The 25,762-nt window shown below is 73.1% G+C and carries 24 protein-coding genes; 12 read left to right on the forward strand and 12 right to left on the reverse strand.

From position 1 onward, the window contains the following. Window positions 1-66: 66 nt before the first annotated feature. From ACFC0G_RS05565 to ACFC0G_RS05585, 5 genes are all read left to right on the forward strand, one after another. Complete coding sequence (locus tag ACFC0G_RS05565; RefSeq protein ID WP_376397667.1) at window positions 67-852, forward strand: hypothetical protein; 786 nt, start codon at window positions 67-69, stop codon at window positions 850-852. A 95-nt stretch (window positions 853-947) separates the two neighbouring features. Continuing rightward, complete coding sequence (locus ACFC0G_RS05570; protein WP_376397670.1) at window positions 948-1,628, forward strand: PadR family transcriptional regulator; 681 nt, start codon at window positions 948-950, stop codon at window positions 1,626-1,628. 113 nt (window positions 1,629-1,741) lie between these two features. Further along, entirely contained in the window at window positions 1,742-2,476 is a 735-nt protein-coding gene (locus tag ACFC0G_RS05575; protein WP_376397672.1) for an ABC transporter ATP-binding protein, read from the forward strand. After that, window positions 2,473-5,343, forward strand: coding sequence for an ABC transporter permease (locus ACFC0G_RS05580; RefSeq protein ID WP_376397675.1), 2,871 nt, complete (start codon window positions 2,473-2,475; stop codon window positions 5,341-5,343). Before ACFC0G_RS05575 ends, ACFC0G_RS05580 begins: the two co-directional genes overlap by 4 nt. 110 nt (window positions 5,344-5,453) lie before the next feature. Then, window positions 5,454-6,002, forward strand: a complete 549-nt coding sequence (locus ACFC0G_RS05585) for a bacterial proteasome activator family protein (protein ID WP_376397678.1) — start codon at window positions 5,454-5,456, stop codon at window positions 6,000-6,002. Window positions 6,003-6,073: 71 nt separating this feature from the next. Here the strand turns inward: ACFC0G_RS05585 and ACFC0G_RS05590 are convergent, their stop codons facing one another. From ACFC0G_RS05590 to pdhA, 7 genes are all read right to left on the reverse strand, one after another. Then, window positions 6,074-7,060 (reverse strand): NAD(P)H-quinone oxidoreductase, encoded by a 987-nt coding sequence (locus tag ACFC0G_RS05590; RefSeq protein ID WP_376397681.1) that lies wholly within the window; start codon window positions 7,058-7,060, stop codon window positions 6,074-6,076. A gap of 43 nt (window positions 7,061-7,103) precedes the next feature. Continuing rightward, complete coding sequence (locus tag ACFC0G_RS05595) at window positions 7,104-8,189, reverse strand: potassium channel family protein (protein ID WP_376397683.1); 1,086 nt, start codon at window positions 8,187-8,189, stop codon at window positions 7,104-7,106. Next, the gene (locus tag ACFC0G_RS05600; protein ID WP_376397686.1) at window positions 8,186-9,640 is read right to left on the reverse strand and encodes a molybdopterin molybdotransferase MoeA; all 1,455 of its coding nucleotides are present in this window, start codon (window positions 9,638-9,640) and stop codon (window positions 8,186-8,188) included. The genes ACFC0G_RS05595 and ACFC0G_RS05600 overlap by 4 nt, the downstream gene beginning before the upstream one ends. Further along, complete coding sequence (locus ACFC0G_RS05605; protein ID WP_376397689.1) at window positions 9,637-10,491, reverse strand: NTP transferase domain-containing protein; 855 nt, start codon at window positions 10,489-10,491, stop codon at window positions 9,637-9,639. The genes ACFC0G_RS05600 and ACFC0G_RS05605 overlap by 4 nt, the downstream gene beginning before the upstream one ends. Window positions 10,492-10,574: 83 nt before the next feature. Beyond that, on the reverse strand, window positions 10,575-12,005 hold the full coding sequence (locus ACFC0G_RS05610) for a dihydrolipoamide acetyltransferase family protein (RefSeq protein ID WP_376397692.1): 1,431 nt from the start codon (window positions 12,003-12,005) through the stop codon (window positions 10,575-10,577). After that, window positions 12,005-13,060, reverse strand: coding sequence for an alpha-ketoacid dehydrogenase subunit beta (locus ACFC0G_RS05615; protein WP_376397695.1), 1,056 nt, complete (start codon window positions 13,058-13,060; stop codon window positions 12,005-12,007). Before ACFC0G_RS05615 ends, ACFC0G_RS05610 begins: the two co-directional genes overlap by 1 nt. Then, on the reverse strand, window positions 13,060-14,220 hold the full coding sequence (gene pdhA, locus ACFC0G_RS05620) for a pyruvate dehydrogenase (acetyl-transferring) E1 component subunit alpha (RefSeq protein ID WP_376397699.1): 1,161 nt from the start codon (window positions 14,218-14,220) through the stop codon (window positions 13,060-13,062). Before pdhA ends, ACFC0G_RS05615 begins: the two co-directional genes overlap by 1 nt. 342 nt (window positions 14,221-14,562) lie before the next feature. Here pdhA and ACFC0G_RS05625 point away from each other — a divergent pair, with 342 nt between their 5' ends. Next, entirely contained in the window at window positions 14,563-15,036 is a 474-nt protein-coding gene (locus ACFC0G_RS05625) for an Lrp/AsnC family transcriptional regulator (protein ID WP_376398437.1), read from the forward strand. A 57-nt stretch (window positions 15,037-15,093) separates the two neighbouring features. Here the strand turns inward: ACFC0G_RS05625 and ACFC0G_RS05630 are convergent, their stop codons facing one another. Both ACFC0G_RS05630 and ACFC0G_RS05635 read right to left on the reverse strand, forming a co-directional pair. Further along, window positions 15,094-15,687: a TetR/AcrR family transcriptional regulator gene (locus ACFC0G_RS05630; RefSeq protein WP_055642496.1), complete on the reverse strand. Its 594-nt coding sequence runs from the start codon at window positions 15,685-15,687 to the stop codon at window positions 15,094-15,096. Further along, window positions 15,684-17,255 (reverse strand): 3-hydroxyacyl-CoA dehydrogenase, encoded by a 1,572-nt coding sequence (locus ACFC0G_RS05635; RefSeq protein ID WP_376397704.1) that lies wholly within the window; start codon window positions 17,253-17,255, stop codon window positions 15,684-15,686. The genes ACFC0G_RS05630 and ACFC0G_RS05635 overlap by 4 nt, the downstream gene beginning before the upstream one ends. A 124-nt stretch (window positions 17,256-17,379) precedes the next feature. On the opposite strand from ACFC0G_RS05635, the gene paaN reads away from it, so the two are divergent. After that, a complete protein-coding gene (gene paaN, locus ACFC0G_RS05640) occupies window positions 17,380-19,077 on the forward strand; it encodes a phenylacetic acid degradation protein PaaN (RefSeq protein ID WP_376397707.1) in 1,698 nt (565 codons plus the stop codon). Window positions 19,078-19,248: 171 nt separating this feature from the next. Here the strand turns inward: paaN and ACFC0G_RS05645 are convergent, their stop codons facing one another. From ACFC0G_RS05645 to ACFC0G_RS05655, 3 genes are read right to left on the reverse strand one after another with little or no spacing between them, the layout of a single operon-like run. Next, window positions 19,249-19,941 carry a TrmH family RNA methyltransferase gene (locus ACFC0G_RS05645; RefSeq protein WP_376397711.1) on the reverse strand — a complete coding sequence of 231 codons (693 nt, stop codon included), beginning with the start codon at window positions 19,939-19,941 and terminating at the stop codon, window positions 19,249-19,251. Then, the gene (locus ACFC0G_RS05650) at window positions 19,938-21,164 is read right to left on the reverse strand and encodes an HTTM domain-containing protein (protein WP_376397713.1); all 1,227 of its coding nucleotides are present in this window, start codon (window positions 21,162-21,164) and stop codon (window positions 19,938-19,940) included. The genes ACFC0G_RS05645 and ACFC0G_RS05650 overlap by 4 nt, the downstream gene beginning before the upstream one ends. Continuing rightward, on the reverse strand, window positions 21,161-22,012 hold the full coding sequence (locus tag ACFC0G_RS05655) for a DUF5819 family protein (protein WP_376397716.1): 852 nt from the start codon (window positions 22,010-22,012) through the stop codon (window positions 21,161-21,163). The genes ACFC0G_RS05650 and ACFC0G_RS05655 overlap by 4 nt, the downstream gene beginning before the upstream one ends. Window positions 22,013-22,124: 112 nt before the next feature. Between ACFC0G_RS05655 and paaA the strand changes: the two genes are divergently transcribed. Genes paaA through ACFC0G_RS05680 form a run of 5 tightly spaced genes read left to right on the forward strand, consistent with a single transcriptional unit; the run spans window position 22,125 to window position 25,739 of the window. After that, window positions 22,125-23,141, forward strand: coding sequence for a 1,2-phenylacetyl-CoA epoxidase subunit PaaA (paaA, locus tag ACFC0G_RS05660; RefSeq protein WP_376397719.1), 1,017 nt, complete (start codon window positions 22,125-22,127; stop codon window positions 23,139-23,141). After that, entirely contained in the window at window positions 23,138-23,425 is a 288-nt protein-coding gene (gene paaB, locus ACFC0G_RS05665; RefSeq protein WP_015034815.1) for a 1,2-phenylacetyl-CoA epoxidase subunit PaaB, read from the forward strand. Before paaA ends, paaB begins: the two co-directional genes overlap by 4 nt. Further along, window positions 23,422-24,159, forward strand: coding sequence for a 1,2-phenylacetyl-CoA epoxidase subunit PaaC (gene paaC / locus ACFC0G_RS05670; protein ID WP_376397723.1), 738 nt, complete (start codon window positions 23,422-23,424; stop codon window positions 24,157-24,159). The genes paaB and paaC overlap by 4 nt, the downstream gene beginning before the upstream one ends. Beyond that, window positions 24,153-24,650, forward strand: coding sequence for a 1,2-phenylacetyl-CoA epoxidase subunit PaaD (paaD, locus tag ACFC0G_RS05675; RefSeq protein WP_376397725.1), 498 nt, complete (start codon window positions 24,153-24,155; stop codon window positions 24,648-24,650). Before paaC ends, paaD begins: the two co-directional genes overlap by 7 nt. After that, window positions 24,651-25,739 carry a 2Fe-2S iron-sulfur cluster-binding protein gene (locus ACFC0G_RS05680; protein WP_376397728.1) on the forward strand — a complete coding sequence of 363 codons (1,089 nt, stop codon included), beginning with the start codon at window positions 24,651-24,653 and terminating at the stop codon, window positions 25,737-25,739. The last annotated feature ends 23 nt before the right edge of the window (window positions 25,740-25,762 follow it).

Here is a 25,762-nt window from a genome sequence, read left to right on the forward strand (position 1 = left end):
GGAAGTGTCCCGGCATGTGACGCTGAGTCGACACCTCGGCGGCTCGGTACGGGAGGGGGTCACCCGGTGACTCCAGCACTCCGCAGGGCACGGGCGCGGGCCCTCGGCCCCGCGTTCGCCTGCACGTTCGCCTGCGCGTTCGCCCTCTGTGCCGCGCCCCTGGCGTACGCGGCGGAGGCCCCCAGCGGTACGCGCGTGGTCGCGCCGACCACACCCCCCGCGCCGCCCCCGCCGACCACCCCGGCCACCCCGTCCGGGCCCACCGCACCGACCGGGCCGCCCACCACGGAGACCGCGCCCTCCACCGCGACGCCTTCCGGCCCCGCCACGCCCCCCTCCACCCCCGCCCCCGGGACCGGCTCCGCCTCGCCCGGGCGCACCGGCGTCCCCGGCACACCCGTCCCCCCGGCGCCCGCGCCGACCGGCACCGCCCCGTCCTCCGCGACCGGCGCGCCGAGCGCCACGCCCACCGACGCCCCCGCCCCCAGCGGCTCCGCCTCCCTGGCGGGCCGGCCGGCCGCCGAGGGCCACCCGCGGCCCGGCCGCTCCGAGACGGCGCCCGCCGGGACGCCGAGCCCCACACCTCCGTCGCCCGGCCCCCCTCGTACCAGGACGGCAACAGACTCCGGCGCGGACGAGGCCGTCGAGGAGGACGTCGAAGCGGTACGCGAGGAGGACGAGGTCCTGACCGAGGTGGCGCCCGCGACCCGGCCCGCCGCCGCGCCCGGGACGGCGGCCGAGGCCGTGCCCACCCTCGTCGACCAGCGGATTCCCGTCCTCACCCTGGGGGTGGGGCTGGCCCTGATGGGCCTCGGGATCGGTTTCCTGGGGCTCCGTATGCGGCGCCGCTGAGCCGTCCCGATCGCCGGGGTCCCCCTTGAGTCGGACTTTCCGCTTCCGTCTCAGGACGGTTGTCGGGGAGCACATACTCGGTATACATACTGAGTATGTCGATCCGCCACGGGCTCCTCGCCCTCCTCGAACGCGGCCCTCGCTACGGCTCCCAGCTCCGTACGGAGTTCGAGTCCCGCACGGGTTCCACCTGGCCGCTCAACGTCGGCCAGGTCTATACGACCCTGAACCGGCTGGAGCGCGACGGCATGGTCGCGCAGGGGGGCCAGGACGAGGCGGGGCACGCGCTCTACGCGATCACCGAGGCCGGCCTCGCCGAGCTCAGGACCTGGTTCGAGAAGCCGGTGGACCGCACCAGCCCCGCCCGTGACGAGCTGGCCATCAAGCTCGCCATGGCCGTCGGCGCACCCTGCGTCGACATCCGCGACGTCATCCAGTCCCAGCGCCGGCACACCGTGAAGGCGATGCAGGACTACACCCGGCTCAAGGCCCAGGCGCTCGTCGCCGTCGAGAGCGGGGGTGCGCGGGAACGGGACGACGTGGCCTGGCTGCTCGTCCTGGAGCAGCTGATCTTCCAGACCGAGGCCGAGGCGCGCTGGCTGGACCACTGCGAGGCCCGGCTGATCCGCCTGTCGGCGACGGCGGCTTCCACGCCCACGCCCAAACCCGCACCTGCACCCGCACCCGCGTCGCCGCCTGCTCCTCTCTCGACTCCGGCTCCGGCTCCGGCTCCCGCCGACGCAAGCACCACGACGACCACGGGCAGGGCGCGCTGACCGCACGGTCGCGCCCCGCCCCGTACCGCTGTCGCACCACCTTCCACCGCTCGCTTTCCACCGCTCGCTCCGTACCCGGCCGACCGCCGCGTACGTCCAAGGGGGACCCCTCCATGTCCACACAGCAGCCCGTGCTGCAGCTCCAGAACCTGACCCGTGTCCACGGCTCGGGCGCCACCGAGGTGCACGCCCTGCGCGGGATCGACCTCGCCGTGTACCCCGGTGAACTCGTCGCCGTCATGGGCCCGTCCGGCTCCGGAAAGTCCACGCTCCTCACCATCGCCGGCGGCCTGGACACCCCGACCTCGGGTCATGTGATCGTCGAGAACACCGACATCACCACCGCGAGCGTCAAGGAGCTCGCCGCCCTGCGCCGCCGCAGCATCGGGTACGTCTTCCAGGACTACAACCTCATCCCGGCGCTCACCGCCGCCGAGAACGTCGCCCTGCCCCGCGAGCTCGACGGCACCTCCGCCCGCAAGGCACGCGTCGAGGCCCTGGCCGCCCTGGAGGAGATGGGGCTCGGCCACCTCGCCGAGCGCTTCCCCGACGAGATGTCCGGCGGCCAGCAGCAGCGCGTGGCCATCGCCCGCGCCCTCGTCGGCGACCGCCGTCTCGTCCTCGCCGACGAGCCGACCGGCGCCCTCGACTCCGAGACCGGCGAGTCCGTGCTCGCCCTGCTCCGCTCCCGCTGCGACGCGGGCGCCGCCGGTGTCCTGGTCACCCACGAGCCGCGGTTCGCCGCCTGGGCCGACCGCGTCGTGTTCCTGCGGGACGGCGCGATCGTCGACCAGACCGTGCGCAGCGAGGCCGACTCCCTCCTCTCGGGCCAGGTGGCGGAGGCGTGAAGACCTGGTTCCACTCCTGGCGGGCCGCGATCCGCATCGCCCGCCGCGACGCCTGGCGTTCCAAGGGCCGCAGCGCCCTCGTCCTCGCGATGATCGCCCTGCCCATCCTGGGTGTCAGCGGGCTCGATCTGACCTACCGCAGCTCCGAACTGTCCGCCGCCGAGAAGGCGGAGAGGTCGATGGGCACGGCCGACGCGATATTCCGGGACTCCGATTCCGAGGGTGTTCCGATCCTCCAGGACCCGCTGGGCGAGATGTACACGCCGGTCAAGGACTACAAGAACGAGCCCTGGCCGAACGGCCCCACCGACGTCACCAAGGCGATCCCGGCGGGTTCCACGGTCCTCACGGACCGCTCCGGCGGTGCGAAGCTGACCACGGCTCACGGTCTGCTGTCCGCCGAGGTCCGTGAGCTGAAGGCGTCCGACCCGGTCACCCGCGGCATCACGACCCTGCTCGACGGGCGTTTCCCGGAGAAGAACGACGAGGTCATGGCGACCTCGCACTTCCTGGAGGTCAGCGGTCTGTCGGTCGGATCGACCCTTTCCGCCCGCAACTTCGACCGTACGTATCGGATCGTCGGCTCCTACGAACTTCCCGACGCGCTCGCCGTCGACCAGGTCAACGCCCTGCCGGGCGCCTTCCTCACCGCGTACGCGACGGCGGTCGAGAAGTCCGGTCTGCCGAAGCCCGACACCTCCACCACGTACCTGGTGAAGGCGTCCGGTGGTTTCACGTGGAACACCGTCCAGCAGATCAACACCAAGGGCGTGGTCGTCACCTCGCGGGCCGTCATGCTCGACCCGCCGGCCGAGTCCGAGGTGCCGCTGTACGCGAAGGACGGCTGGGGCACGTACGACTCCAGCCCGGCGTCCGACGCCGCCGCGCTCGCCGCCCTCGCCACTGTCGTCGGCCTGGCGATGCTGGAGATCTGCCTCCTCGCCGGACCGGCCTTCGCGGTCGGCGCCCGCCGCTCGCGCCGCCAGCTCGGTCTGGTCGGGGCCAACGGCGGTGCCCGCAGCCACATCCGGGCCATCGTGCTGAGCGGTGGTCTCGTCATCGGCGTCGCCGCGGCCGTCGTCGGCACGGTCCTCGCCGTGATCCTCACGCTGCTGCTGCAGCCGGTCCTCGAAGACGTGATGAACCAGCGGTTCGGCGCCTTCGACATCCGGCCGCTCGAACTGCTCGGCATCGCGCTGCTCGCCGTGCTGACCGGTCTGCTCGCCGCCATCGTCCCGGCGATCACGGCCTCCCGGCAGACCGTCCTCGCCTCGCTCACGGGCCGGCGCGGTGTCCGCCGCAGCAGCCGCGTCCTGCCCCTGATCGGCCTCGCGGCCATTCTGCTCGGCGTCGCCCTCGCGCTCCTCGGCTCGACGGTGACCGAGTCGTTCATGATCGTCGCGGGCGGTTCCGCCATCGCCGAGCTGGGCGTCGTCGCCATGACCCCGGCCCTGGTGGGCCTCTTCGGCCGGTCCGGACGCTGGCTGCCGCTCTCCCCGCGGCTCGCGCTGCGGGACGCCGTCCGAAACCGGGGGCGTACGGCACCGGCCGTCGCCGCCGTCCTCGCCGCCGTCGCGGGCACGGTCGCCGTCTCCACCTTCATGGCCAGCAGTGAGGCCCAGCAGAGGGCCTCGTACGAGGCCAGGCTGCCGCACGGGGCGGTCTCCGCCTACGTCCTGGAGGAAGGCGGCCGGGACGTCCCCGCGGTCCGCGACGCCGTCCAGCGCCTCCTCCCCGTCGACGTCCGCGCCGACGTCGAGCGGGTCTCGGTCGGCAAGCCCGGCTGCTCCCTGTGGGGCAACGGCCCGGGCTGCGGCCGGTACGAGGTCATGATCCCGCCGGCGAACGAGTGCCCGATGTACGGCACCTCCCTGCCCGGCGGCACCGACCCCAGCGAGAAGTACACCCCCGAACAGCGCCGGAAAATGCTCGCCGAGGACTGGCGGTGCAACCAGTCCTCCGGCGGCGGCTGGGTCTTCGTCGACGCCGGTCTCCTCGTCGGCGACGCGAAGCTCCTCCAGGTCCTCGGCATCGACGACCCGGGTGCCGTGAAGGCCCTCGCCGAAGGCAAGGTCGTCACCTTCTCCCGGACCGAGATCGCCAAGGACGGCACCGTCGGGATCAAGCAGATCACCGACATCGCCGCCGCCGACAAGGCCTCCGAGAAGGGCCTGCCCGCACCCGGCAAGGTCAGCAGGATCCCCGCCTACATGGTGCCCGGGGACAAGGAGTCCTACGGCGTCAACGTGGTGATGACCCCGGCCACCGCCAAGGCCGCCGGTCTGTCCACCGTGCCCGCGGGCTCGTACTTCAGCACCGAGCGGATGCCGGACAGCGAGCAGCGCCAGAAGCTCGACGGCGAGCTCGCCAAGCTCGGCAGCAACGTCGAGCTGCACGTCGAGGAGGGCTTCGTCAGCGACGACAGCCTCTTCCTGATCGCGCTGGCCGTCTTCGCCGGCCTCGTCACCATCGGCGCCGCCGGCATCGCCACCGGTCTCGCCCAGGCCGACGCCGAGGCCGACCTGAAGACGCTCGCCGCCGTGGGCGCCCCGCCCCGGGTCCGCCGTACGCTCAGCGGCTTCCAGTGCGGAGTCGTCGCGGCGATGGGCGTGATCCTCGGATCGGCGGCCGGGGTGCTGCCGGCGATCGGGCTCCGGCTCACCGAGGAACGCGAGGCGGTCCGCTACTACGAGCAGGCCATCGCGGAGGGCTGGGACAGCGGCCTGTCGGGCCCGCCGTACATCCCGATCGTCATCCCCTGGGAGACGCTGGCCGGTCTCCTCGTCGCCGTACCGCTCGGCGCCGCGCTCCTCGCCGCGCTCGTGACCCGCTCGCGCGGCGCACTGGCCCGGCGCGCGGCGACCTGACAGACCCGGCCCGGCCGGTCCGTTGCGTTCCTGTGCCCCTGTACGAGGGTGGATCACCCTCGTACAGGGGCACACCGTGTGGTGAGGCATGTGTGCGAGAGAATGGCGGCATGGAGATGCCGAGGAATGACAGGTCGCAGGAGAGCCCCCAGGTCCTCATCGTGGGACAGGACGGAACGGCGCTCGGCGGCGCTCAGGGTGACGACGAATCCCGCGAGGTCCCGGTGACGGAAATGGTCGAGCAGCCTGCGAAGGTCATGCGGATCGGCAGCATGATCAAGCAGCTCCTGGAGGAAGTACGAGCGGCCCCTCTCGACGAGGCCAGCCGCGTCAGGCTCAAGAACATCCACGCCAGCTCCGTGAAGGAGCTGGAGGACGGGCTCGCGCCCGAGCTGGTCGAGGAACTGGAGCGGCTCTCCCTGCCGTTCACGGACGAGGCGGTGCCCTCCGAGGCGGAACTGCGGATCGCACAGGCCCAGTTGGTGGGATGGCTGGAAGGCCTCTTCCACGGCATCCAGACGGCCCTGTTCGCCCAGCAGATGGCGGCCCGCGCCCAGTTGGAGCAGATGCGCCGGGCGCTGCCGCCGGGCGCCTCGCAGGACGATGACGACGACGACCGCGGCCACGGCCACGCCGTCCGCTCGGGCCCGTACCTGTAGGGCGAGTCCGACGTCGCAAGAGGAGGGGCCCGGCACATCCCGTGCCGGGCCCCTCCTGCATGTCCGGCGAATCAGCCGCGCGGCGCCAGCAGCAGCACCTTGCCGACATGGTCGCCGGACTCCAGCACCCGGTGCGCCTCGGCGGCCTCCGGCATCGGCACCGTCCGGTCGACGACCGGCCGGACCGTGCCCGCACCGATCAGCGGCCAGACGTGCTCGCGGACGGCCGCGACGATCGACGCCTTCTCGTGCGGCGGGCGGGAGCGCAGCGTGGTCGCCATGACCGCCGCCCGCTTGGCGAGCAGCGCCCCCAGGTTCAACTCGCCCTTCACGCCGCCCTGGAGCCCGATGACGACCAGCCGGCCGTTGACGGCCAGCGCCTTCACGTTCCGCTCCAGGTACTTGGCGCCGACGATGTCCAGGATGACGTCCGCACCGGCCCCGTCCGTCGCCTTGTGCAGCTCCTCGACGAAGTCCTGCTCGCGGTAGTCGATGAGGACGTCCGCGCCGAGTTCGGCGCAGCGGGCCAGCTTCTCCGGGCTCCCGGCCGTGACCGCGACCCGCGCCCCGACCGCCTTCGCCAGCTGGATCGCCATCGTCCCGATCCCGCTCGCCCCGCCGTGCACGAGCAGCGTCTCGCCGGGCCGCAGGTGGGCGATCATGAAGATGTTGGACCAGACCGTGCAGGCGACCTCGGGGAGCGCGGCGGCCGTGGCCAGGTCGACGCCGTCGGGCACCGGCAGGAGCTGGCCGACCGGAACGACGACCTTCTCCGCGTAACCGCCGCCGACGAGCAGCGCGCAGACCTCGTCGCCGACGGACCAGCCGGAGACCCCGGGCCCGAGCGCGGTGATCCGTCCCGAACACTCCAGACCGGGGTACGGGGAACTGCCCGGCGGCGGGTCGTAGAAGCCCTGCCGCTGGAGCAGGTCGGCGCGGTTGACGGCGCTCGCCACCACCTCGACGAGGACCTCGCCCTCGCCGGGCACGGGATCGGGCACCTCCGCCCAGACGAGCGCCTCGGGACCGCCGGGTTCCGGAATCGTGATCGCATGCATGGCGGCGAGGCTACTCCGGCGGTCGGTGCTCAGTCCCGCACGCTCAGTCCTGCGGCGGCGTCGTGAGCGGGGTCACCGGCGTGGCGCGCACGATGGTGATCACCCGGTCGGTGGGCTGGAGCGGGCTGGCGGCCTTGTCGTCGTAGCTCAGCAGCCGGTGGCCGCGGAGCACGCTCACCACCAGGTCCTCGGTCTCCCGCACGCTCTTGCCCACCTCGGCCTTGGTCACCGGCCGCTCGACGAGGTCGAGGCCGGAGCCCTGCTGGATGAGGTCCTCCATCACCGTGCCGGCGCTGGGGCTCAGCACGGAGAGGCCGAGCAGCCGGCCGGCGGCGCTGGCGCTGGTGATGACCGCGTCCGCACCGGACTGCCGCAGCAGCGGCGCGTTCTCCTCCTCGCGGACCGCGGCGACGATCTTCGCGCCCCGGTTGAGCTGGCGGGCGGTCAGGGTGACCAGGACGGCCGTGTCGTCGCGCTGGGTGGCGATGACGATCTGCCGGGCCCGCTGCACCTCGGCCCGGAGCAGGACGTCGCTGCGCGTCGCGTCGCCGATGACGCCGACGAACCCGTCCGCGTTCGCCGTCTCGATCACCTTGTTGGAGGGGTCGACGATGACGATCTGGTCCTTGCTCAGACCGGTCGCGCAGAGGGTCTGGATCGCGGACCGCCCCTTGGTGCCGAAGCCGACGATGACGGTGTGGTCGCGCAAGGTGGACCTCCAGCGATTCAGCCGGAACTCCTCCCGGGTCCTCTCCGTGAGGACCTCCAGGGTGGTGCCGACCAGGATGATCAGAAACAGCACGCGCAGGGGCGTGACCAGCAGGATGTTGGCGAGCCGCGCCGAGTCGCTGTACGGGACGATGTCGCCGTAACCGGTGGTGGAGAGCGTCACGGTCGCGTAGTAGACGCAGTCGAGGAAGTCGAGCGTCTCGTTGGCGTTGTCGTGGTAGCCGGCGCGGTCGACGTACACGATGAGCACCGTCAGGAGCAGCACGCCGAGCGCCATGAGCAGCCGCTTGCCGACCTGGCGCAGGGGCCTCTCGACGACCCGGCGGGGGAGCCGGATCTGGGGACCCGCGATCCGCTCGTCCGCGTTGCGGGCCATCACGTCGCGGCTGGGAAGTTTCACGTGAAACACGCTCCTTGGGCCGGGGCGTCCCCCGCCTCCGTCGGCCAGGGCAGGCCGAGGATCTCCAGTGCCCGGCCCGGTCGGGCACCGCCGGGCGGGACGACGGCCAGGCCGTCGGCGGCGGCGATGCCACGGAGCATGGCCGGTCCGTTGTAGTGCAGCGGGACGGCCCGGTCGGCGCGACGGACGACCGGGACGAGCCGTGTGTCGTGGGGATGCCCCTGGACCTCGTCCTGGACGGGCACGCAGGTGGCCGGGGGCGGGGACGGCTCCCGGGGAGCGCCCACGAGGGCGGCGAGCAGCGGCTCGGCGAGGGTGAGGAGCCCGGAGACCGCCGCGAGCGGGTTGCCGGGGAGCCCGACGAGATGACGGGGGTCCGTGCCCGCGAGCCGGGCGAGGAGCATGGGGTGGCCGGGGCGGACCTTGACCCCGTCGACGAGGAGGGTGGCGCCCGCCGCGTCGAGCACGCGGTGCAGATGGTCGACCGGCCCGGCGGCGGTCCCGCCGGTGGTGATCAGCAGGTCGGCGGTGGAACCGGTGACGGCCGCGTACAGCTCCTCGGCGTCGTCGCCGATCCGGCGGGTGGCGAGGACCTCGGCGCCGAGCGCCTCCAGCCAGGGGCCGAGCATCGGGCCGAGCGCGTCACGGATGAGCCCCTCGTGGGGGAGACCCGTCGTGAGCAGCTCGTCGCCGAGGACCAGGATCTCCACCCGGGGGCGGGCGAGGACGGGAAGCGCGTCGTAGCCGGCGGCCGCGGCGAGACCGAGGACGGCGGGGGTCACGGCGGAGCCCGCGGGGAGCAGCTGGTCTCCGGCGCGGCACTCCTGGCCCCGGGGCCGGATGTCCTGTCCCCGCCGCACCTCGCGCAGGGCGTGCAGCAGGGGGCCGGGCGCGGGGGTGGTGTGGTCGACATGGTCGACGTGCTCGGAGTGGTCGACGCGCGCGGCGTTCTCGACGTGCTCGACGCGTGCGGCGTTCTCGACGTGTTGGTCGCGCGCGGCGTTCTCGACGTGCTCGACGCGTGCGGAGTGGTCGGCGTGCTCGCTGCGGATGACCGCTGTCGTCCCGGTCGGGACGCGGGCGCCGGTGGCGATCCGTACGGCCTCTCCGTCGGCCAGTACGGCCCCGGTGGCGTGGCCCGCGAGGACGGCGCCCGCTTCACGGACCGTCCAGGGGCCCGTCCCCGCGACGGCCCAGCCGTCCATGGCGGAGGTGTCGAAGGAGGGCAGGTCCGTGAGGGCCAGGAGCGGCCCCGCGAGGACCCGGCCGAGCGCCGCGCCGAGCGGGACGGCCAGCGGCTCGCGAGCGGCCTGCACGGCGCGGGCCGCGGAACCGGCCTCGGCGGCGGCCGCCCGCGCCGCGGGCCAGGCGGTGGCGCGGTGCGGCTGCTCGGCCGCCTGCGGGCGTGCGGAGGTGTCGGGTGCCACGAGGGCGGACTCCTTGAAGGTCATCCGGCCTCGTCCTGTTCGGCGGCCCAGCGCTTGGCGAGCTCCGCCGCCTTGCGGGCCGCCTCGGCGACCGCCTCGGGACCGCCCTCGGTGCCCGCGCGGGCCGCCGCGTAACCGACCAGGAAGGTGGTCAGGGGCGCGGCGGGGCGAGCCACTCCGTGGGCGGCGTCACGAGCCAGGTCCAGCAGCACGCCCGTGTCGACGTCCAGCTCGATGCCCAGTTCGTCCTTGACTGCGGTGATCCATTCGTCCAGCACGGTCCCATGCTCCCTGATGCGGGCCCGGGCCGCGGCGATGTCCTCCCAGGTGTCGCAGTCGAAGGAGGCGAGGGATCCGGCGGCGACCCGGGTGAGGCGGAGCCCCTCCGCGAGGTACCGCAACGGCATGTGGGCCAGACCGCGGTGATCGTGCGTGAGCCGGGTCAGCTCGCGTCCGAGCGGCGCGGCCCGGTACGCGGCGACGAGCGGCTGGTCCCGGCCGTCGGCGTCGGTGAGGAACGCCGCCTCCGCCTCGGGCGCCTCGGCGAGCGCCGCGAGGAGGCGCCGGACGGTGTCCCGGTCGAGGAAGGGCAGGTCGGCGGAGAGGACGAGGAGGACCTCGGCGTCCGTCTCGCGCACCCCGGCGGCGACGGCGGGCAGCGGGCCGCCGCCCGGCGGCTCCTCCCTGGTCCAGCGGACGGGGCGGACGGTCGGGCGCGGGTCCCCGACGACCACGGTCCGGCCGGCGTCGGGGCAGGCCGCGAGCACCCTGTCGAGGAGCGTCCGGCCTCCCACCCGTACTCCGGGCTTGTCGGAGCCGCCGAGGCGCCTGGCGGCGCCCCCGGCGAGCACGACGGCGTCGTATGCGGTGGTCACCCCAGCAGTATGGGCCGCCGGGCATCACGGCCGACCGGCCCGTCCCACCAAGAGAGACGGGCCGGGCCGGGACGGACGGGGTGTCAGACCGTGCGGAGCAGGACCGCGGGCTGCTCGACGCAGTCCGCCACGTACCGCAGGAAGCCGCCGGCCGTGCCGCCGTCGCAGACGCGGTGGTCGAAGGTGAGCGAGAGCTGCACCACCTGACGGACGGCCAGTTCGCCCTGGTGGACCCAGGGCTTGGGGATGATCCGGCCGACGCCGAGCATCGCGGCCTCGGGGTGGTTGATGATCGGCGTCGAGCCGTCGACCCCGAACACCCCGTAGTTGTTCAGGGTGAACGTGCCACCCGTCAGATCGGCCGGCGTGAGCGTGCCCTGCCGGGCGGACTCCGTGAGCCGGGCGAACTCCGCCGTGAGCGACTCGGCCGTCCGCGTCCCCGCGTCCCTGACCACCGGGACGACCAGACCGCGCGGGGTCTGGGCGGCGAAGCCGAGGTGCACGGCCGGCAGCCGGACGATCTCCCGGGCGGCCGTGTCCACCGTGGAGTTGAGCTCGGGGAACCGGGCCAGGGCGTGGGCGCAGATCCGGGCGAGGAGGGCGAGCAGCGAGATCTTCGGCCCGTCCGCCGTGTTCATGGCCCGCCGGGCCGCCATCAGCTCGGTCGCGTCGGCGTCGACCCAGCAGGTCGCGTCCGGGATCTCCGTACGGCTGCGCGAGAGCTTGTCCGCCACCACTCCGCGGAGCCCGCGCAGCGGAATCCGCTCCCCGGCCGCCGCGACGGAGGTCACCGCAGGGGAGACCGCGGGGCTCGCGGCGGGCGCCGGAGCGGCTGCCGCCCGCTCCAGGGCAGCGAGGGCGAGCTCCACGTCGGCCCGCAGGATCAGGCCCTCGGGCCCGGATCCGCGCACCTCCCGCAGGTCGAGCCCCCGGTCCCGGGCCAGCTTCCGCACGAGCGGCGAGATGACCGGCACCGGCCCGTCCTGCCCGGCGACGGGCACCGTGACGGACGCGGAGACAGGAGCGGCGACGGGCGCTGCGGGCTCCGGAGCCCGCACCGCGACCGGAGCCGGGGCCGCGGCCACAGCCGGAGCCGCGGCCGGGTTGTCGCGCAGCACGCGCCGGCGCCGGGCGGCGGGCCCCGCCGTGCCGTACCCGACGAGCACGTTGCCCGAGTACTCCGAGGAGACGGCGGACTCGGCGGCGGACCCACCCGCCGTGGGGGCCGCCTCCGGAGCCGCCTCCGCGAGCTCCTCCGGCACACCCGTCCCGCCCACGGCGACCGTCAGGAGCGGCGCGCCGACGGGCAGTTCGGTGCCCTCCTCGCCGTACCGGGCGGTGACGACGCCGCCGTACGGGCAGGGCACCTCGACCATGGCCTTGGCCGTCTCGACCTCGACGACCGGCTGGTCGATCGCGACGACGTCGCCGACGGCGACGAGCCAGCGGACGATCTCGGCCTCGGTGAGCCCCTCACCGAGGTCGGGCAGCTTGAATTCGAGCACCTGGGCCATCAGCTCTGCGCCTCCCACTGCAGCCGCGCCACCGCGTCCAGGACCCGGTCCACGCCGGGCAGATGGTGCCGCTCCAGCATCGGCGGCGGATACGGGATGTCGAAGCCCGCGACCCGCAGCACCGGCGCCTCCAGGTGGTGGAAGCAGCGCTCCATGACGCGCGCGGCGATCTCCGCGCCGGGGCCGGCGAAACCGGTCGACTCGTGGACCACGACCGCCCGGCCCGTACGCCGTACCGACGCGCAGACGGTCTCGTCGTCGAACGGCACGAGCGAGCGCACGTCGACGACCTCCAGGTCCCAGCCCTCGGCCTGGGCGGCCTCCGCCGCCTCCAGGCAGACCGGAAGCGACGGGCCGTAGGTGATCAGGGTGGCGCCGGTGCCCCGCCGCCGTACGACCGCCTTGCCGATCGGCTCGACGGGCGCGGGCGCCTCGGGCGACCAGTCGGACTTCGACCAGTAGAGCCGCTTCGGCTCCAGGAAGACCACCGGGTCGTCGGAGGCGATGGCCGCGCGCAGCAGCCCGTAGGCGTCCTCGACGGTCGCCGGGGTGACGACGTGCAGGCCCGGGGTGGCCGTGTAGTAGGCCTCGGAGGAGTCGCTGTGGTGCTCGACCCCGCCGATCCCGCCGCCGTACGGGACACGGATGACGATCGGCATCGGCATCGCGCCGCGCGTCCGGTTCCGCATCTTCGCCACATGGGAGATCAGCTGCTCGAACGCCGGGTAGGCGAAGGCGTCGAACTGCATCTCCACGACCGGCCGCAGGCCGTACATGGCCATGCCGACCGCCGCGCCGAGGATGCCCGCCTCGGCCAGCGGGGTGTCGGTGCAGCGGTCCTCGCCGAACTCCTTGGCGAGCCCGTCGGTGACCCGGAAGACACCGCCGAGCGTGCCGACGTCCTCGCCCATCACGTGGACGGTCGGGTCCTCGGCCATCGCGTCGCGCATGGCGCGCTGGAGCGCCTGCGCCATCGTCGCGGGCTTGGGCTTCCCGGCGGCACCGGCGGCCTTGGCCGCCTTGGCCGCCGAGGGGCCGGTCGTCGCGGTCGTCATCACGCCTCACCCTCGGCGTCGAGCTCGGCACGCAGCTGCGCCGCCTGCTCGCGCAGCTGTGCGGTCTGCTCCGCGTACACGTGGGAGAACAGGTCCATCGGGTCGAGCACCGGGTCGGCGTTCATCCGCTCGCGCAGGTCCGCCGCCATCGTCTCGGCGGCCTCGGCCGCCGCCCGCTTGCCGTCCTCGTCGAGCAGGCCGCGCTCCGTCAGCTCCCGTTCGAGAATCAGGATCGGGTCGTGCGCCCGCCACGTCTCGACCTCGCCGGCCGCGCGGTAGCGGGTCGCGTCGTCGGCGTTGGTGTGGGCGTCGATCCGGTACGTGACGGCCTCGACGAGGGTGGGGCCGCCGCCGCGCCGCGCGCGGGCCACGGCCTCGGTCAGCACCTGGTGCACGGCCACCGCGTCGTTGCCGTCGACCAGCCGGCCGGGCATCCCGTATCCGACGGCCTTGTGGGCCAGGGAAGGGGCGGCGGTCTGCTTGGCCAGCGGCACGGAGATCGCGAAGCCGTTGTTCTGCACGAAGAAGACCACGGGGGCCTTCCACACGGCCGCGAAGTTCAGCGCCTCGTGGAAGTCGCCCTCGCTGGTGCCGCCGTCGCCGACCATGGCGAGCGCGACCACGTCGTCGCCCTTGAGGCGGGCGGCGTGGGCGAGGCCCACCGCGTGCGGGAGCTGGGTCGCCAGCGGTGTGCAGAGCGGCGCGATGCGGTACTCGCGCGGGTCGTACCCGGTGTGCCAGTCGCCGCGGAGCAGCGTCAGGGCCTGCACGGGGTCCAGGCCGCGGGCGACCGCCGCCAGGGTGTCCCGGTACGAGGGGAAGAGCCAGTCCCGCTCTTCCAGGGCGAGGGCGGCGGCGATCTCGCACGCCTCCTGGCCGGTGGTGGACGGGTAGACGGCGAGTCTGCCCTGCTTGGTGAGCGCGGTGGCCTGCGTGTTGTACCGGCGGCCGCGGATCAGCTCCGCGTACAGCCGGAGCAGCAGCGCGGGGTCGGCGTCGGCCACGGCGTCCGTGCCGAGCACGCGCAGCGGCTCGGCGTCGGGCAGCAGCGGGGCGGGGTCGGTACGCGGCTGCCAGGCCGGCGGCGGGGTGGGCCGGTAGGCGGGAACGGCACCGGGCGGCTCTTGGACTGTCGAACTGCGCTGTTGCAACGAGTCCACCTCCTCGTGGGAGCGGGCATAAGACCCGAAGGCGGGTGGCGCGAGTGTGGCGCGCCTCACCTACCGATTGTTCGGTCGTGGAGGCATTTTGGCTACAGGCACCTCCAGCCTGTGGACAAACGGTTCTCCACAGCCTGGGATAGGAGCAGGTCGTCCACCGGAGAGAGGCGGGGGCACATGGCGGATGAACAAATGGCCGTCGACCGGAGCGGGGCTCCGGCCGACGCGACGGGCGAGGCACGGGGCCAGACGCCCGGCGGGGCACTCGGCGAGGCACTCGGCGGGACACTCGGCGGGACCGAGGCCGAGGTGCCCGGCGAGGCCCTGAGCGCGCCGATCGGCATGCCGACGGGCGTCCTGCCGGCACGCCCGCTGGACGCGATCGACCGCGACATCCTGAGGTTGCTGCAAACGGACGGTCGCGCCTCGGTACGGTCCGTGGCCGAGCGGGTGCACGTCTCCCGGGCCAACGCCTACGCGCGGATCAACCGGCTCATCGACGACGGGGTGATCCGCGGCTTCAGCGCCCGGGTCAACCACGAGCGGGCGGGGCACGGCGCCTCCGCGTACATCACGCTCAAGATCGTCCAGAACTCGTGGCGGACGGTCCGCGAGCAGCTCAGAGCGCTGCCGGGCGCCACACACATCGCACTGGTCAGCGGGGATTTCGACGTCCTGCTGCTCGTGCACACCCCGGACAACCGGACGCTGCGCGAGCTGGTGCTCACCCGGCTCCAGTCGATCCCCGAGGTGCTGTCGACCCGCACCCTGCTGGTCTTCGAGGAGACGGACCTCAACACCGACCACCGCCTCTGACACCCAAAAGCAGGACGGCCCCCGAAGGGGCCGTCCTGAAGCCGTCCACACGCCCACTCAGCGAGCCGTCCGCAGCCCGTCGAACGCCAGGTGCGCGACGGTCTCGGCGAGCTGCTCCCGCTCGCCCACCGCGTCCGGATGCGGCCGGTACCACTCCACCAGCGAGTTGATCATGCCGAAGAGGAGCCGGGTCGCCAGCCGGATGTCCACGTCCGCCCGCAGGTCCCCCTCGGCCGCCGCGGCCTTCAGCAGCTCGGCCACCCGGTGGTCGAACTCGCGCCGCCGCTCCATCGCCCACCGCTCGGTCGCGGTGTTGCCCCGCACCCGCAGCAGCAGCGTCACGTACGGCAGCTCCGCGATCAGCACCTCCACGGTCCGGCGCGTGACGTACTCGACCCGCTCGACGGCCCGGCCGCGTACCGCCCCCGGCTCGTCGAGCACCGCGAAGAGCCCGTCGAGCGCCCGGCTGACCGCCCGCCGCAGCAGCTCCTCCTTGCCGGACACGTGGTGGTAGATCGACGACTTGGAGATCCCCGCCGCCTTGGACAGGTGCTCCATGGAGGTGCCGTCGTAGCCACGCTCGTTGAAGACCCGCACGGCGACCGAGAGCAGCGTCTCGGGGGTGTACGTGTCGCGCTTCGCCGTCGTCATCGGCCTTCCTTCCCTATCCGGGCCGCATCGGCGCTTCCCTTGCGGGCGGAGGCCAGGCACGGCGCGTACCGTCCCGTCGGATAGCGCTTGTTCATCTCCGACAGCAGGTCGCACACCCGCATGTGCCCCACCTTCTCGGCCCACTCCAAGGGGCCGGCGGGATAGTTGACCCCGAGCCGCATCGCCGTGTCCACGTCCTCGGCGCTGGCGACGCCCCGGTCGACCGCGTCGGCCGCCAGATCGGCCAGCATCGCGACCGTACGGGCGACGATCATGCCGGGCACGTCACCGATCACGGACACCTGCTTGCCGAGCGCCTGGAAGAGGCCCACGGCCTCCGCGAGGACCTCGGGCGAGGTCCGCTCCCCGGTGGAGAGCACGATCCGGGTCGCGCGCGCGTAGTCGAGCGCGAGATCGAAGTAGATGATCTCGTCGCCGAAGTACTCGAAGGCGGTCTCGCCGTCCGCGAGGACGAGCTGGCCGCCGCCCGGCAGCACGACGGCCCCGTCGCCGCCCTTGCGGCGCACCTTGATCCCCGCCTCCTCGAAGAGGCCCACCAGCGCCTCGGCGGGCCCCAGGTCACCACGGACGACGATCTTCGCGGGCGCCTCCGCGGGCGGCGCGTTGTGCGGCTCGGGCCGCTCGGCGTCCTCCGCGTACGAGAACCAGCCCTGCCCCGTCTTGCGGCCGAGCCGCCCCGACTCCACGAGCCGGCGCTGTGCGAGCGAGGGCGTGAACTTCGGGTCCTGGTAGAAGGACTCCCAGACGGAGCGGGTGACGGCCTCGTTCACGTCCTGGCCGATGAGGTCCGTGAGCTCGAAGGGGCCCATGCGGAAGCCGCCGCACTCGCGCAGGGCGGCGTCGATCGTGGCCGGGTCGGCCGCGCCCTCCTCGAAGATCCGCAGCGCCTCCGCGTAGAAGGGGCGGGCGACCCGGTTGACGATGAAGCCGGGGGTGTCCGCGCAGCGCACCGGCGTCTTGCCCCAGCCCTTCACCGTCTCGTACGCGCGCGTGGCGACGTCCGCGTCGGTGGCGAAGCCGCTGACGACCTCGACGAGCGGGAGCAGCGGCGCCGGGTTGAAGAAGTGGAGTCCGACGAACCGGCCGGGCAGCCGCAGCCCACCCGCGATCGCGGTGACGGAGAGGGAGGAGGTGTTCGTGGCGAGGACGGTGTCGTCGCCGACGACCTTCTCCAGGTCGGCGAAGAGCTGCTGCTTGACGGGGAGGAGCTCGACGATCGCCTCGACGACGAGCGCCGCGTCGGCGAGCTCCGCGAGGTCCTCCGCCGCGTGCAGCCGACCGACGGCCGCCTCGCGCGCGGCGGCGTCCATCCGCCCCTTCTCGACGAGCCGGTCGAGGCGGGCGCCGAGGGCGGCCACGGCCTCCCCGGCCCGGCCGGGGGCACTGTCGTAGAGCCGTACGGGATGGCCGGCGACCAGCGCGACCTGGGCAATCCCCTGGCCCATGGTGCCGGTGCCGACGACGGCCACGGTGCGGTCCTGTGCGAGGGCGGTGATCTCACTGGCGGTCACGTCGTCGCTCCCCCTGACGGTCACGTTGGCGCTCATAGGAGTGATCCTCCCCGATGGGTTTTCCACAGGATCGACGGACCCCCTTGTCCCGACCGATCGTTCGGTTACTCTAACTCCGTACGTGTCTCCCTGCCCAGCTCGACGAGGAGTTGGTCCATCCATGGCCACCGCTCTGCCGACCACCGACCGTCTGGCCGAGAAGCACCGGTCCACGCTCGATCAGGCACTCGCCACGATCCGCACGCGCGCCTACTGGTCGCCGTACCCCGAGCACCCGAAGGCGTACGGGGAGGACGGCTCGCTCGACGCGGCTGCCGGTCTCGCCGCCCACAAGGCCCTGCTGAGCACCCGCTTCGAGCTCGACCAGCCCGGCACGGACGGCTGGACCGGCGGCGAGGTCTCGCCGTTCGGCCCGGAGCTCGGCATCGAGTACCCGCACGCCGACATCGACGTCCTGCTGCCCGCGATGCGCGCGGGCACGGCCGCCTGGCGCGACGCCGGGGCCGAGACCCGTGCCCTCGTCTGCCTGGAGATCCTGTCCCGGATCTCGGCCCGCACCCACGAGTTCGCCCACGCCGTCATGCACACCAGCGGACAGGCGTTCATGATGGCGTTCCAGGCCGGCGGCCCGCACGCCCAGGACCGCGGCCTGGAGGCCGTGGCCTACGCGTACGAGGAGCAGACCCGTACCCCCGCCGGGCGGGCCGGCTGGTCCAAGCCCCAGGGCAAGCGCGACCCTCTGGAGCTGTCCAAGGAGTTCACCCCGGTCGGCCGCGGCATCGCCCTGGTGATCGGCTGCAACACCTTCCCCACGTGGAACGGCTACCCGGGCCTGTTCGCCTCGCTGGCCACCGGCAACCCGGTCCTGGTCAAGCCGCACCCGCGCGCCGTCCTGCCGCTCGCGCTCACCGTCTCCGTGGCCCGTGAGGTGCTCGCCGAGTCCGGCTTCGACCCGAACCTGGTCGCGCTCGCCGTCGAGCGCCCGGGCGAGGGCATCGCCAAGACCCTGGCCGTGCGCCCCGAGATCCGGATCATCGACTACACCGGCTCGACCGCCTTCGGCGACTGGCTGGAGGCCAACGCCCGCCAGGCGCAGGTCTACACGGAGAAGGCCGGGGTCAACACGGTCGTGGTCGACTCGACCGACGACTACAAGGGCATGCTGGGCAACCTCGCCTTCTCGCTGTCGCTGTACAGCGGCCAGATGTGCACGACCCCGCAGAACCTGCTGATCCCGCGCGACGGCATCACCACCGACCAGGGCCCCAAGTCGTACGACGAGGTCGTCGCCGACCTCGCGGCGGCGGTCGGCGGCCTGCTCGGCGACGACGCCCGGGCGAACGGCCTGCTCGGCGCGCTGGTCAACCCCGACGTGAAGGCGCGCCTGGAGGCCGCCGCCGGCCTGGGCGAGGTGGCGCTCGCCTCCCGCGAGGTCGTCAACCCCGACTTCCCGGACGCCGTGGTCCGTACGCCGGTCATCGTGAAGCTGGACGGCTCCAAGCCCGACGCGCAGGCCGCGTACTTCTCCGAGTGCTTCGGCCCGGTCTCCTTCGCCGTCTCGGTGGACTCCACCGCCGACGCCCTGGAGCTGCTGCGGCGCACGGTCCGCGAGAAGGGCGCGATGACGGTCGGCGCGTACACGACCTCGGCCGAGACCGAGCGCGCGGTCGAGGAGGTCTGCCTGGAGGAGTCGGCGCAGCTCTCGCTGAACCTCACGGGCGGGGTGTTCGTCAACCAGACGGCGGCGTTCTCCGACTTCCACGGCTCCGGCGGCAACCCCGCGGCGAACGCGGCGCTGTGCGACGGCGCCTTCGTCTCGAACCGCTTCCGGGTGGTGGAGGTCCGCCGCCAGGCCTGACCCACGAGCACCGCGGGGGCCCTCCGGGGCCTCCGCGGTCTTCTTGATCTCCGCGGTCTCCTTGATCTCCGCGGTCTCCTTGATCTCCGCGGTCTCCTTGATCTCCGTGGCCCGCGGTCTCCGTGGCGCGCGGTCTCCGTGGCGCGCGGTCTCTCCGACCCCCGTGGTCCGTCAGGCGGGGGAGTCGATCTCCGCGTACCGCTGCACCCACGCGTGCATGGCGATCGCGGCGGCGGCCCCGGCGTTGATCGACCGGGTCGAGCCGAACTGGGCGATCGAGCAGACCATCTCGACGTGCGCGCGTGCCTCGTCCGTGAGCCCCGGGCCCTCCTGGCCGAAGAGCAGCACACAGCGGCGCGGCAGCACGGTCCGCTCCAGCGGCACCGCGCCCGGGAGGTTGTCGATCCCGATGATCGGCAGGCCCTCGGACGCCGCCCACGCGGTCAGCGACTCGGTGTCCGGGTGGTGGCGGACGTGCTGGTAGCGGTCGGTGACCATGGCGCCCCGCCGGTTCCAGCGCCGCCGCCCCACGATGTGGATCTCCTTCGCGAGGAAGGCGTTGGCGGTCCGCACGACCGAGCCGATGTTGAAGTCGTGGCCCCAGTTCTCCACCGCCACGTGGAAGTCGTGGCGGTGGGTGTCGAGGTCGGCGACGATCGCCTCCCGCGTCCAGTACCGGTAGCGGTCCACGACATTGCGCCGGTCGCCGTCGGCGAGCAGCTCGGGGTCGTACCGCTCGCCCTCCGGCCACGGCTCCGGGTGCGGCCCGACGCCGATCTCGGGGCCGAACCCCTCGTCGTACTGAACCGGCTCGGCCGCTGCCTCCGCCGTATCGGTTCCGGGCTTCTCTTCGGTGCTGCTCACCCGACGAGGGTACGGGGGCCGTGCTCCTCACCCGTACGGCGCTGCTCGGGCACCGCCCCAGCGGACCGCCGCCTCAGCAGCCGGTCCCTGCCCCGGACCGCCCGTGCGCCGAGGGCCACCAGGAAGGCGGTCGGCAGGAACACCGCGTCGGCGGAGATCATCGCGAGGGAGAAGACCGGCAGGCCGAGGAGCAGGGCGATCCCGGCGTGCTCCAGCATCATCGCGACCAGCAGGACGTTCTTGACCTTGCGGTGGAAGAGCGTGAAGGGGAAGGCGACCTGCACGATCACCGTGCCGTAGGTCAGCAGCATCACCATGATCCCGCTGGCGCCGAGGAGCTCGGAGAGCGCGGGCCAGGGCGAGAAGTAGTCGAGGTGGAGCGGGTAGTACAGGGCCGTGCCGTCCTGCCAGCGCGAGCCCTGGATCTTGTACCAGCCGGCCGTGGCGTAGATCAGACAGACCTCGGCCATGATCACGACGAGGGCGGCGTTGTGCGTGAGGTTCGCGAGGACGTCGAGCAGGGTGCGCGGCTCCCCGGGGGCGAGCCGGCACACCAGCCACCACAGCCCGTGCCCGAGCCACAGCACCCACAGCAGCACCGGCAGCCACCACTCTCCGGTGACGTCGCTGAACCACGTGGTGGCGAGCAGGAAGCCGCCGAGGACGGTCCACAGCAGCGGGCCGGCGACGTCCTCGCGGGCCCCGCGGGCGGCCCTCCTGGCGGCTCTCCTCGCGTCGAGGGACCACACCTGGCCGCAGCGGGTCAGCACCAGGTAGATCGCGGCGAGGTGGAGGACGTTGTCGCCGCCGTCGCCCAGGAAGACGGAGCGGTTCTGCAGCGAGAGGACCCCGACCATGAAGACCACCGACACGGCGCGGGTGTGCCAGCCGACGAGGAGCAGGACGGCGGAGAGCACCGCGAGCCCGTAGACGAGCTCGAACCACACCCGTCCGTCGGACCACATCAGCACGGTGAAGGCCCGGTTGTCGGCGGTCAGCCGGCGCGCCAGCTCCCAGGACCAGGGGCCGTCGGGCCCGTACATCTCGTGCCGGTGCGGCAGCTCGCGCAGCAGGAAGACGAGCCAGGTCAGCGAGAAGCCGATCCGCACGATCGCGGTCTGGTGCGGGCCGAGCGCACGGCCCGTGACGGCCTGGACGGCGCGGGCGATCCGCCGGTCGAAGGGCTCACGCGTACGCGCGCGCGGGGCGGTGGGACCGCTCATCGGCCCGCCTCCGTACGGCTCGGGGCGGCGCCGTCCGGCGGCGTGGCGCCGTCCGGCAGGTCGGCGCCGGTCGCCTTCCACCAGGGGAGCTCGCGGTAGGAGGGGGTTTCGTCGTTCTTCTCGGTGCTCCACCGGGGCGCGGGTACGGGCCGGGTGACCGCCCGGAGCTGGACGCGCCGCACGTCGGCCCCTTCGAGGGACGGGAGGCCGTCGAGCCGGAGCATCGCGATCCGGCGCATGTACTCCTCCGAGAGGTGGCCGCGCATCCCGTGGGGGCTGTCGTCGTCGGAATGCGAGTTCAGGTAGAAGTCCACGGCCCTGCGGAGCTCGTTCTGCTGGGTGTGACTGGGCAGCGGGTTGTGGCGGATCGCCGCGGCGTCCTGGGCGGTGAGATCGATCCAGCCGGTGGTGCTGCGGCCGTCTCCGGCGGTGACGACCTCGGCGCGGACCTCGACGGAGACGTTCTGCTGGAGCGGATTGGGCGCGAAGAGCTTCCAGTTCTGTTCGAACTCGGGATAGACCCAGTCGTCGACGGCCTGGCCGTGCCGTTTGGTGAGCGTGTTGGACGGCGCGACGTGCAGGAACACCATCGCCAGGTGGACGCAGACGAAGACCCCGGCCACGGCGAGGGCCACGGCGGCGACGACCTGGTAGGGCAGCGACAGGGCCATGATCCCGCTGCCGGCGGGCCCCGCGGGCCCGGCGGACCCGGCCGCGTGCGGGCCGCTCGTCGCCTCGTCCGCGTCCGTCACGCGAGCCGCGTCGACGCCCGCTTCAGCGCCCGCGACGCCCGCTTCGACGTCCGATTCGACGTCCGCGTCGATGTCCCTTTCGACGTCCGCGTCCATCCCGCCCCGATCCCGATCGGCCCACCTCGGTTATCCACAGGGTTGACACCATACGGGCCGCCGACTCACCATTGAAGTCATTCAACCGAACGATCGGTCGGTAGGGGGTTCGATGACCGCAGTGACGGCAGGGACGACAGGAACCACGGGCGCGCCCGGCGTGTCGGACGCGGCCGTAGCGGCGACACAGGCCGCCTACGAAGCCGTGTTCGACGCCGCCGTGGCCGCCGACGAGCGGATCGAGCCGCGCGACTGGATGCCCGAGGCCTACCGCGCCTCGCTCGTCCGGCAGATCGCGCAGCACGCCCACTCCGAGATCATCGGCATGCAGCCCGAGGCGAACTGGATCACCCGCGCGCCCTCGCTGCGCCGCAAGGCGATCCTCATGGCCAAGGTCCAGGACGAGGCCGGCCACGGCCTGTACCTGTACAGCGCCGCGGAGACCCTCGGCACCAGCCGCGACGAGCTGCTCGACAAGCTCCACGCCGGCCGCCAGAAGTACTCCTCGATCTTCAACTACCCCACGCTGACCTGGGCCGACGTCGGCGCGATCGGCTGGCTCGTGGACGGGGCCGCGATCACCAACCAGGTCCCCCTGTGCCGCTGCTCCTACGGCCCGTACGCCCGCGCGATGGTCCGGGTCTGCAAGGAGGAGTCCTTCCACCAGCGCCAGGGATACGAGGCCCTCCTCGCCCTGTCGAACGGCACCGAGGCCCAGCACGCCATGGCGCAGGACGCGGTGGACCGCTGGTGGTGGCCCTCGCTGATGATGTTCGGCCCGCCGGACGACGAGTCCACCCACACCGCCCAGGCGATGGCCTGGAAGATCAAGCGCCACACCAACGACGAACTGCGCCAGCGCTTCGTCGACATCGCCGTCCCGCAGGCCGAGGCCCTCGGCCTCACCCTCCCCGACCCCGACCTCCGGTGGAACGAGGAGCGCGGGCACCACGACTTCGGGCCCATCGACTGGACCGAGTTCTGGGACGTCCTCAAGGGGAACGGCCCCTGCAACGACCAGCGGCTGAGCAAGCGGCGCCAGGCCCACGAGGACGGCGCCTGGGTCAGAGAAGCAGCCGCGGCCTACGCGGAGAAGCACACCGGCAAGCACGGGGAGGCACAGGCATGACGAGCGACGGTTGGCCGCTGTGGGAGGTGTTCGTGCGCTCCCGCCGCGGACTGTCCCACACCCACGCGGGCAGTCTCCACGCGCCCGACGCGGAGATGGCCCTGCGCAACGCCCGCGACCTGTACACCCGCAGGAGCGAAGGCGTCTCGATCTGGGTCGTGCCCTCCACGGAGATCACCGCCTCCTCGCCCGACGAGAAGGACCCCTTCTTCGAACCGGCCGCGGACAAGCCCTACCGCCACCCGACGTTCTACGAGATCCCGGAGGGGGTGAAGCACCTGTGAGCACCTCCGACACCCGCGAGGCCACCGTGCCCACCGCCGCCGCCCTCGCCCTCGGCGACGACGCCCTCGTCCTCTCCCACCGCCTGGGGGAGTGGGCCGGCTCCGCCCCCGTCCTGGAAGAGGACGTCGCCTTGGCGAACATCGCGCTCGACCTGCTCGGCCAGGCCCGCGTCCTGCTCTCCCTCGTCGGAGACGAGGACGAACTGGCCTACCTCCGCGAGGAGCGCTCCTTCCGGAACGCGCAACTGGTCGAACAGCCGAACGGCGACTTCGCCCACACCATCGCCCGGCAGCTGTACTTCTCCACCTACCAGCGCCTCCTGTACGGGCAGCTGGCGACCGGCGACGGCCCCTTCGCCGGCCTGGCGGCCAAGGCCGTCAAGGAAGTCGCCTACCACCAGGACCACGCCGAGCACTGGACCCTGCGCCTCGGCGACGGCACCCCCGAGAGCCACGAGCGGATGCAGCGGGCCTGCGACGCCCTCTGGCGCTACACCGGCGAGCTGTTCCAGCCCGTCGACGGCCTCGACGTGGACCACACCGCCATGGAGAGCGCCTGGCTCGACTCCGTCACGGCCGTCCTCGACAAGGCCACGCTCACCCCGCCCACCGGCCCCCGCACCGGCGCCTGGGCCGCGGGCGCCGGCCGACAGGGCCTCCACACCGAGTCCTTCGGCCGCATGATCGCCGAGATGCAGCACCTGCACCGCAGCCACCCGGGGGCGACATGGTGACCATGACAGCCCTGGAAGAACAACTCAGCCGGATCGCCGGCGCCGTCCTCGACCCGGAGCTGCCCGTCCTCACCCTGGAGGAGCTCGGCGTCATGCGGGGCGTCCACGTCACCGGCCCCGGCCGGGTCGAGGTCTCCCTCACCCCGACGTACACGGGCTGCCCCGCCATCGAGGCGATGTCCTCGGACATCGAGCGCGCCCTCCACGAGCACGGAGTGCCGGACGTATCCGTCGTCACCGTCCTCGCCCCCGCCTGGTCCACCGACGACATCAGCGAGGAAGGGCGGCGCAAGCTCGCCGAGTTCGGCATCGCCCCGCCCCGCCCCCAGGGCCCGGCCGGCGGCCCCGTGCCCCTGACGCTGGCGATCCGCTGCCCCCACTGCGGCTCCACCGACACCGAACTCCTCAGCCGCTTCTCCTCCACCGCGTGCAAGGCTCTCCGCCGCTGCACCGCCTGCCGCGAACCGTTCGACCACTTCAAGGAGTTGTAGATGCCGCCCTCAGCCGCCGGCCGGGCCGGGTTCCATCCCCTCCGGGTGAGCGAGGTCGAGCAGCTCACGGACGACTCCGTGGCCGTCACCTTCGCGGTACCCCCCGAGCTCCACGAGACGTACCGGCACGTCCCCGGCCAGCACCTCGCCCTGCGCCGCGCGGGCGAGCAGGGGGAGGAGATCCGGCGCACCTACTCGATCTGCGCCCCCGCCGCCCCCACGGGCGAGCCCCCCGTCCTGCGCGTGGGCATCCGGCTCGTCGACGGCGGCGCGTTCTCGACGTACGCACTCAAGGAACTGGCCGTCGGCGACCTCGTCGAGGTCATGGAACCCATGGGCCGCTTCGCGCTCACCCCGCGCCCCGGCCACTTCGCCGCCGTCGTCGGCGGCAGCGGCATCACCCCGGTCCTCTCCATGGCCGCCACCCTGCTCGCCCGGGAGCCCGAGGCCAGGTTCTGCCTGATCCGGAGCGACCGCACCGCCTCCTCCACGATGTTCCTCGACGAGGTGGCCGACCTCAAGGACCGCTACCCGGACCGCTTCCAGCTCGTCACCGTGCTCTCCCGCGAGGAACAGCAAGCGGGACTGCCCTCCGGCCGCCTCGACCACGAGCGGCTGACCGCACTGCTGCCCGCACTGCTGCCCGTCGGCGAGATCGACGGCTGGTTCCTCTGCGGCCCCTTCGGACTCGTCCAGGGCGCCGAGCAGGCACTGCGCGGCCTCGGAGTCGACCGCGGCAGGATCCACCAGGAGATCTTCCACGTCGACGACGGCTCGGCACCCACCCCGGTCGCCGCGACCGACACCCCCGCGCACGCGAACCTGACCGCGACCCTGCACGGCCGCTCCGGCACCTGGCCCGTGGACCGCGGCGAGACGCTCCTCGACACCGTGCTGCGCGCCCGCGCGGACGCCCCGTACGCCTGCAAGGGCGGAGTGTGCGGCACCTGCCGCGCCTTCCTCGTCGGCGGAGAGGTCCGCATGGACCGCAACTTCGCGCTGGAGCCCGAAGAGACCGAAGCCGGATACGTCCTGGCCTGCCAGTCCCATCCCGTCACCCCGGACGTGGAGTTGGACTTCGACCGCTGACGAGTCCCGGCACCACCATTCCC

This window comes from Streptomyces sp. NPDC056169, from assembly GCF_042268445.1.
In the GTDB taxonomy this organism is placed as follows: domain Bacteria; phylum Actinomycetota; class Actinomycetes; order Streptomycetales; family Streptomycetaceae; genus Streptomyces.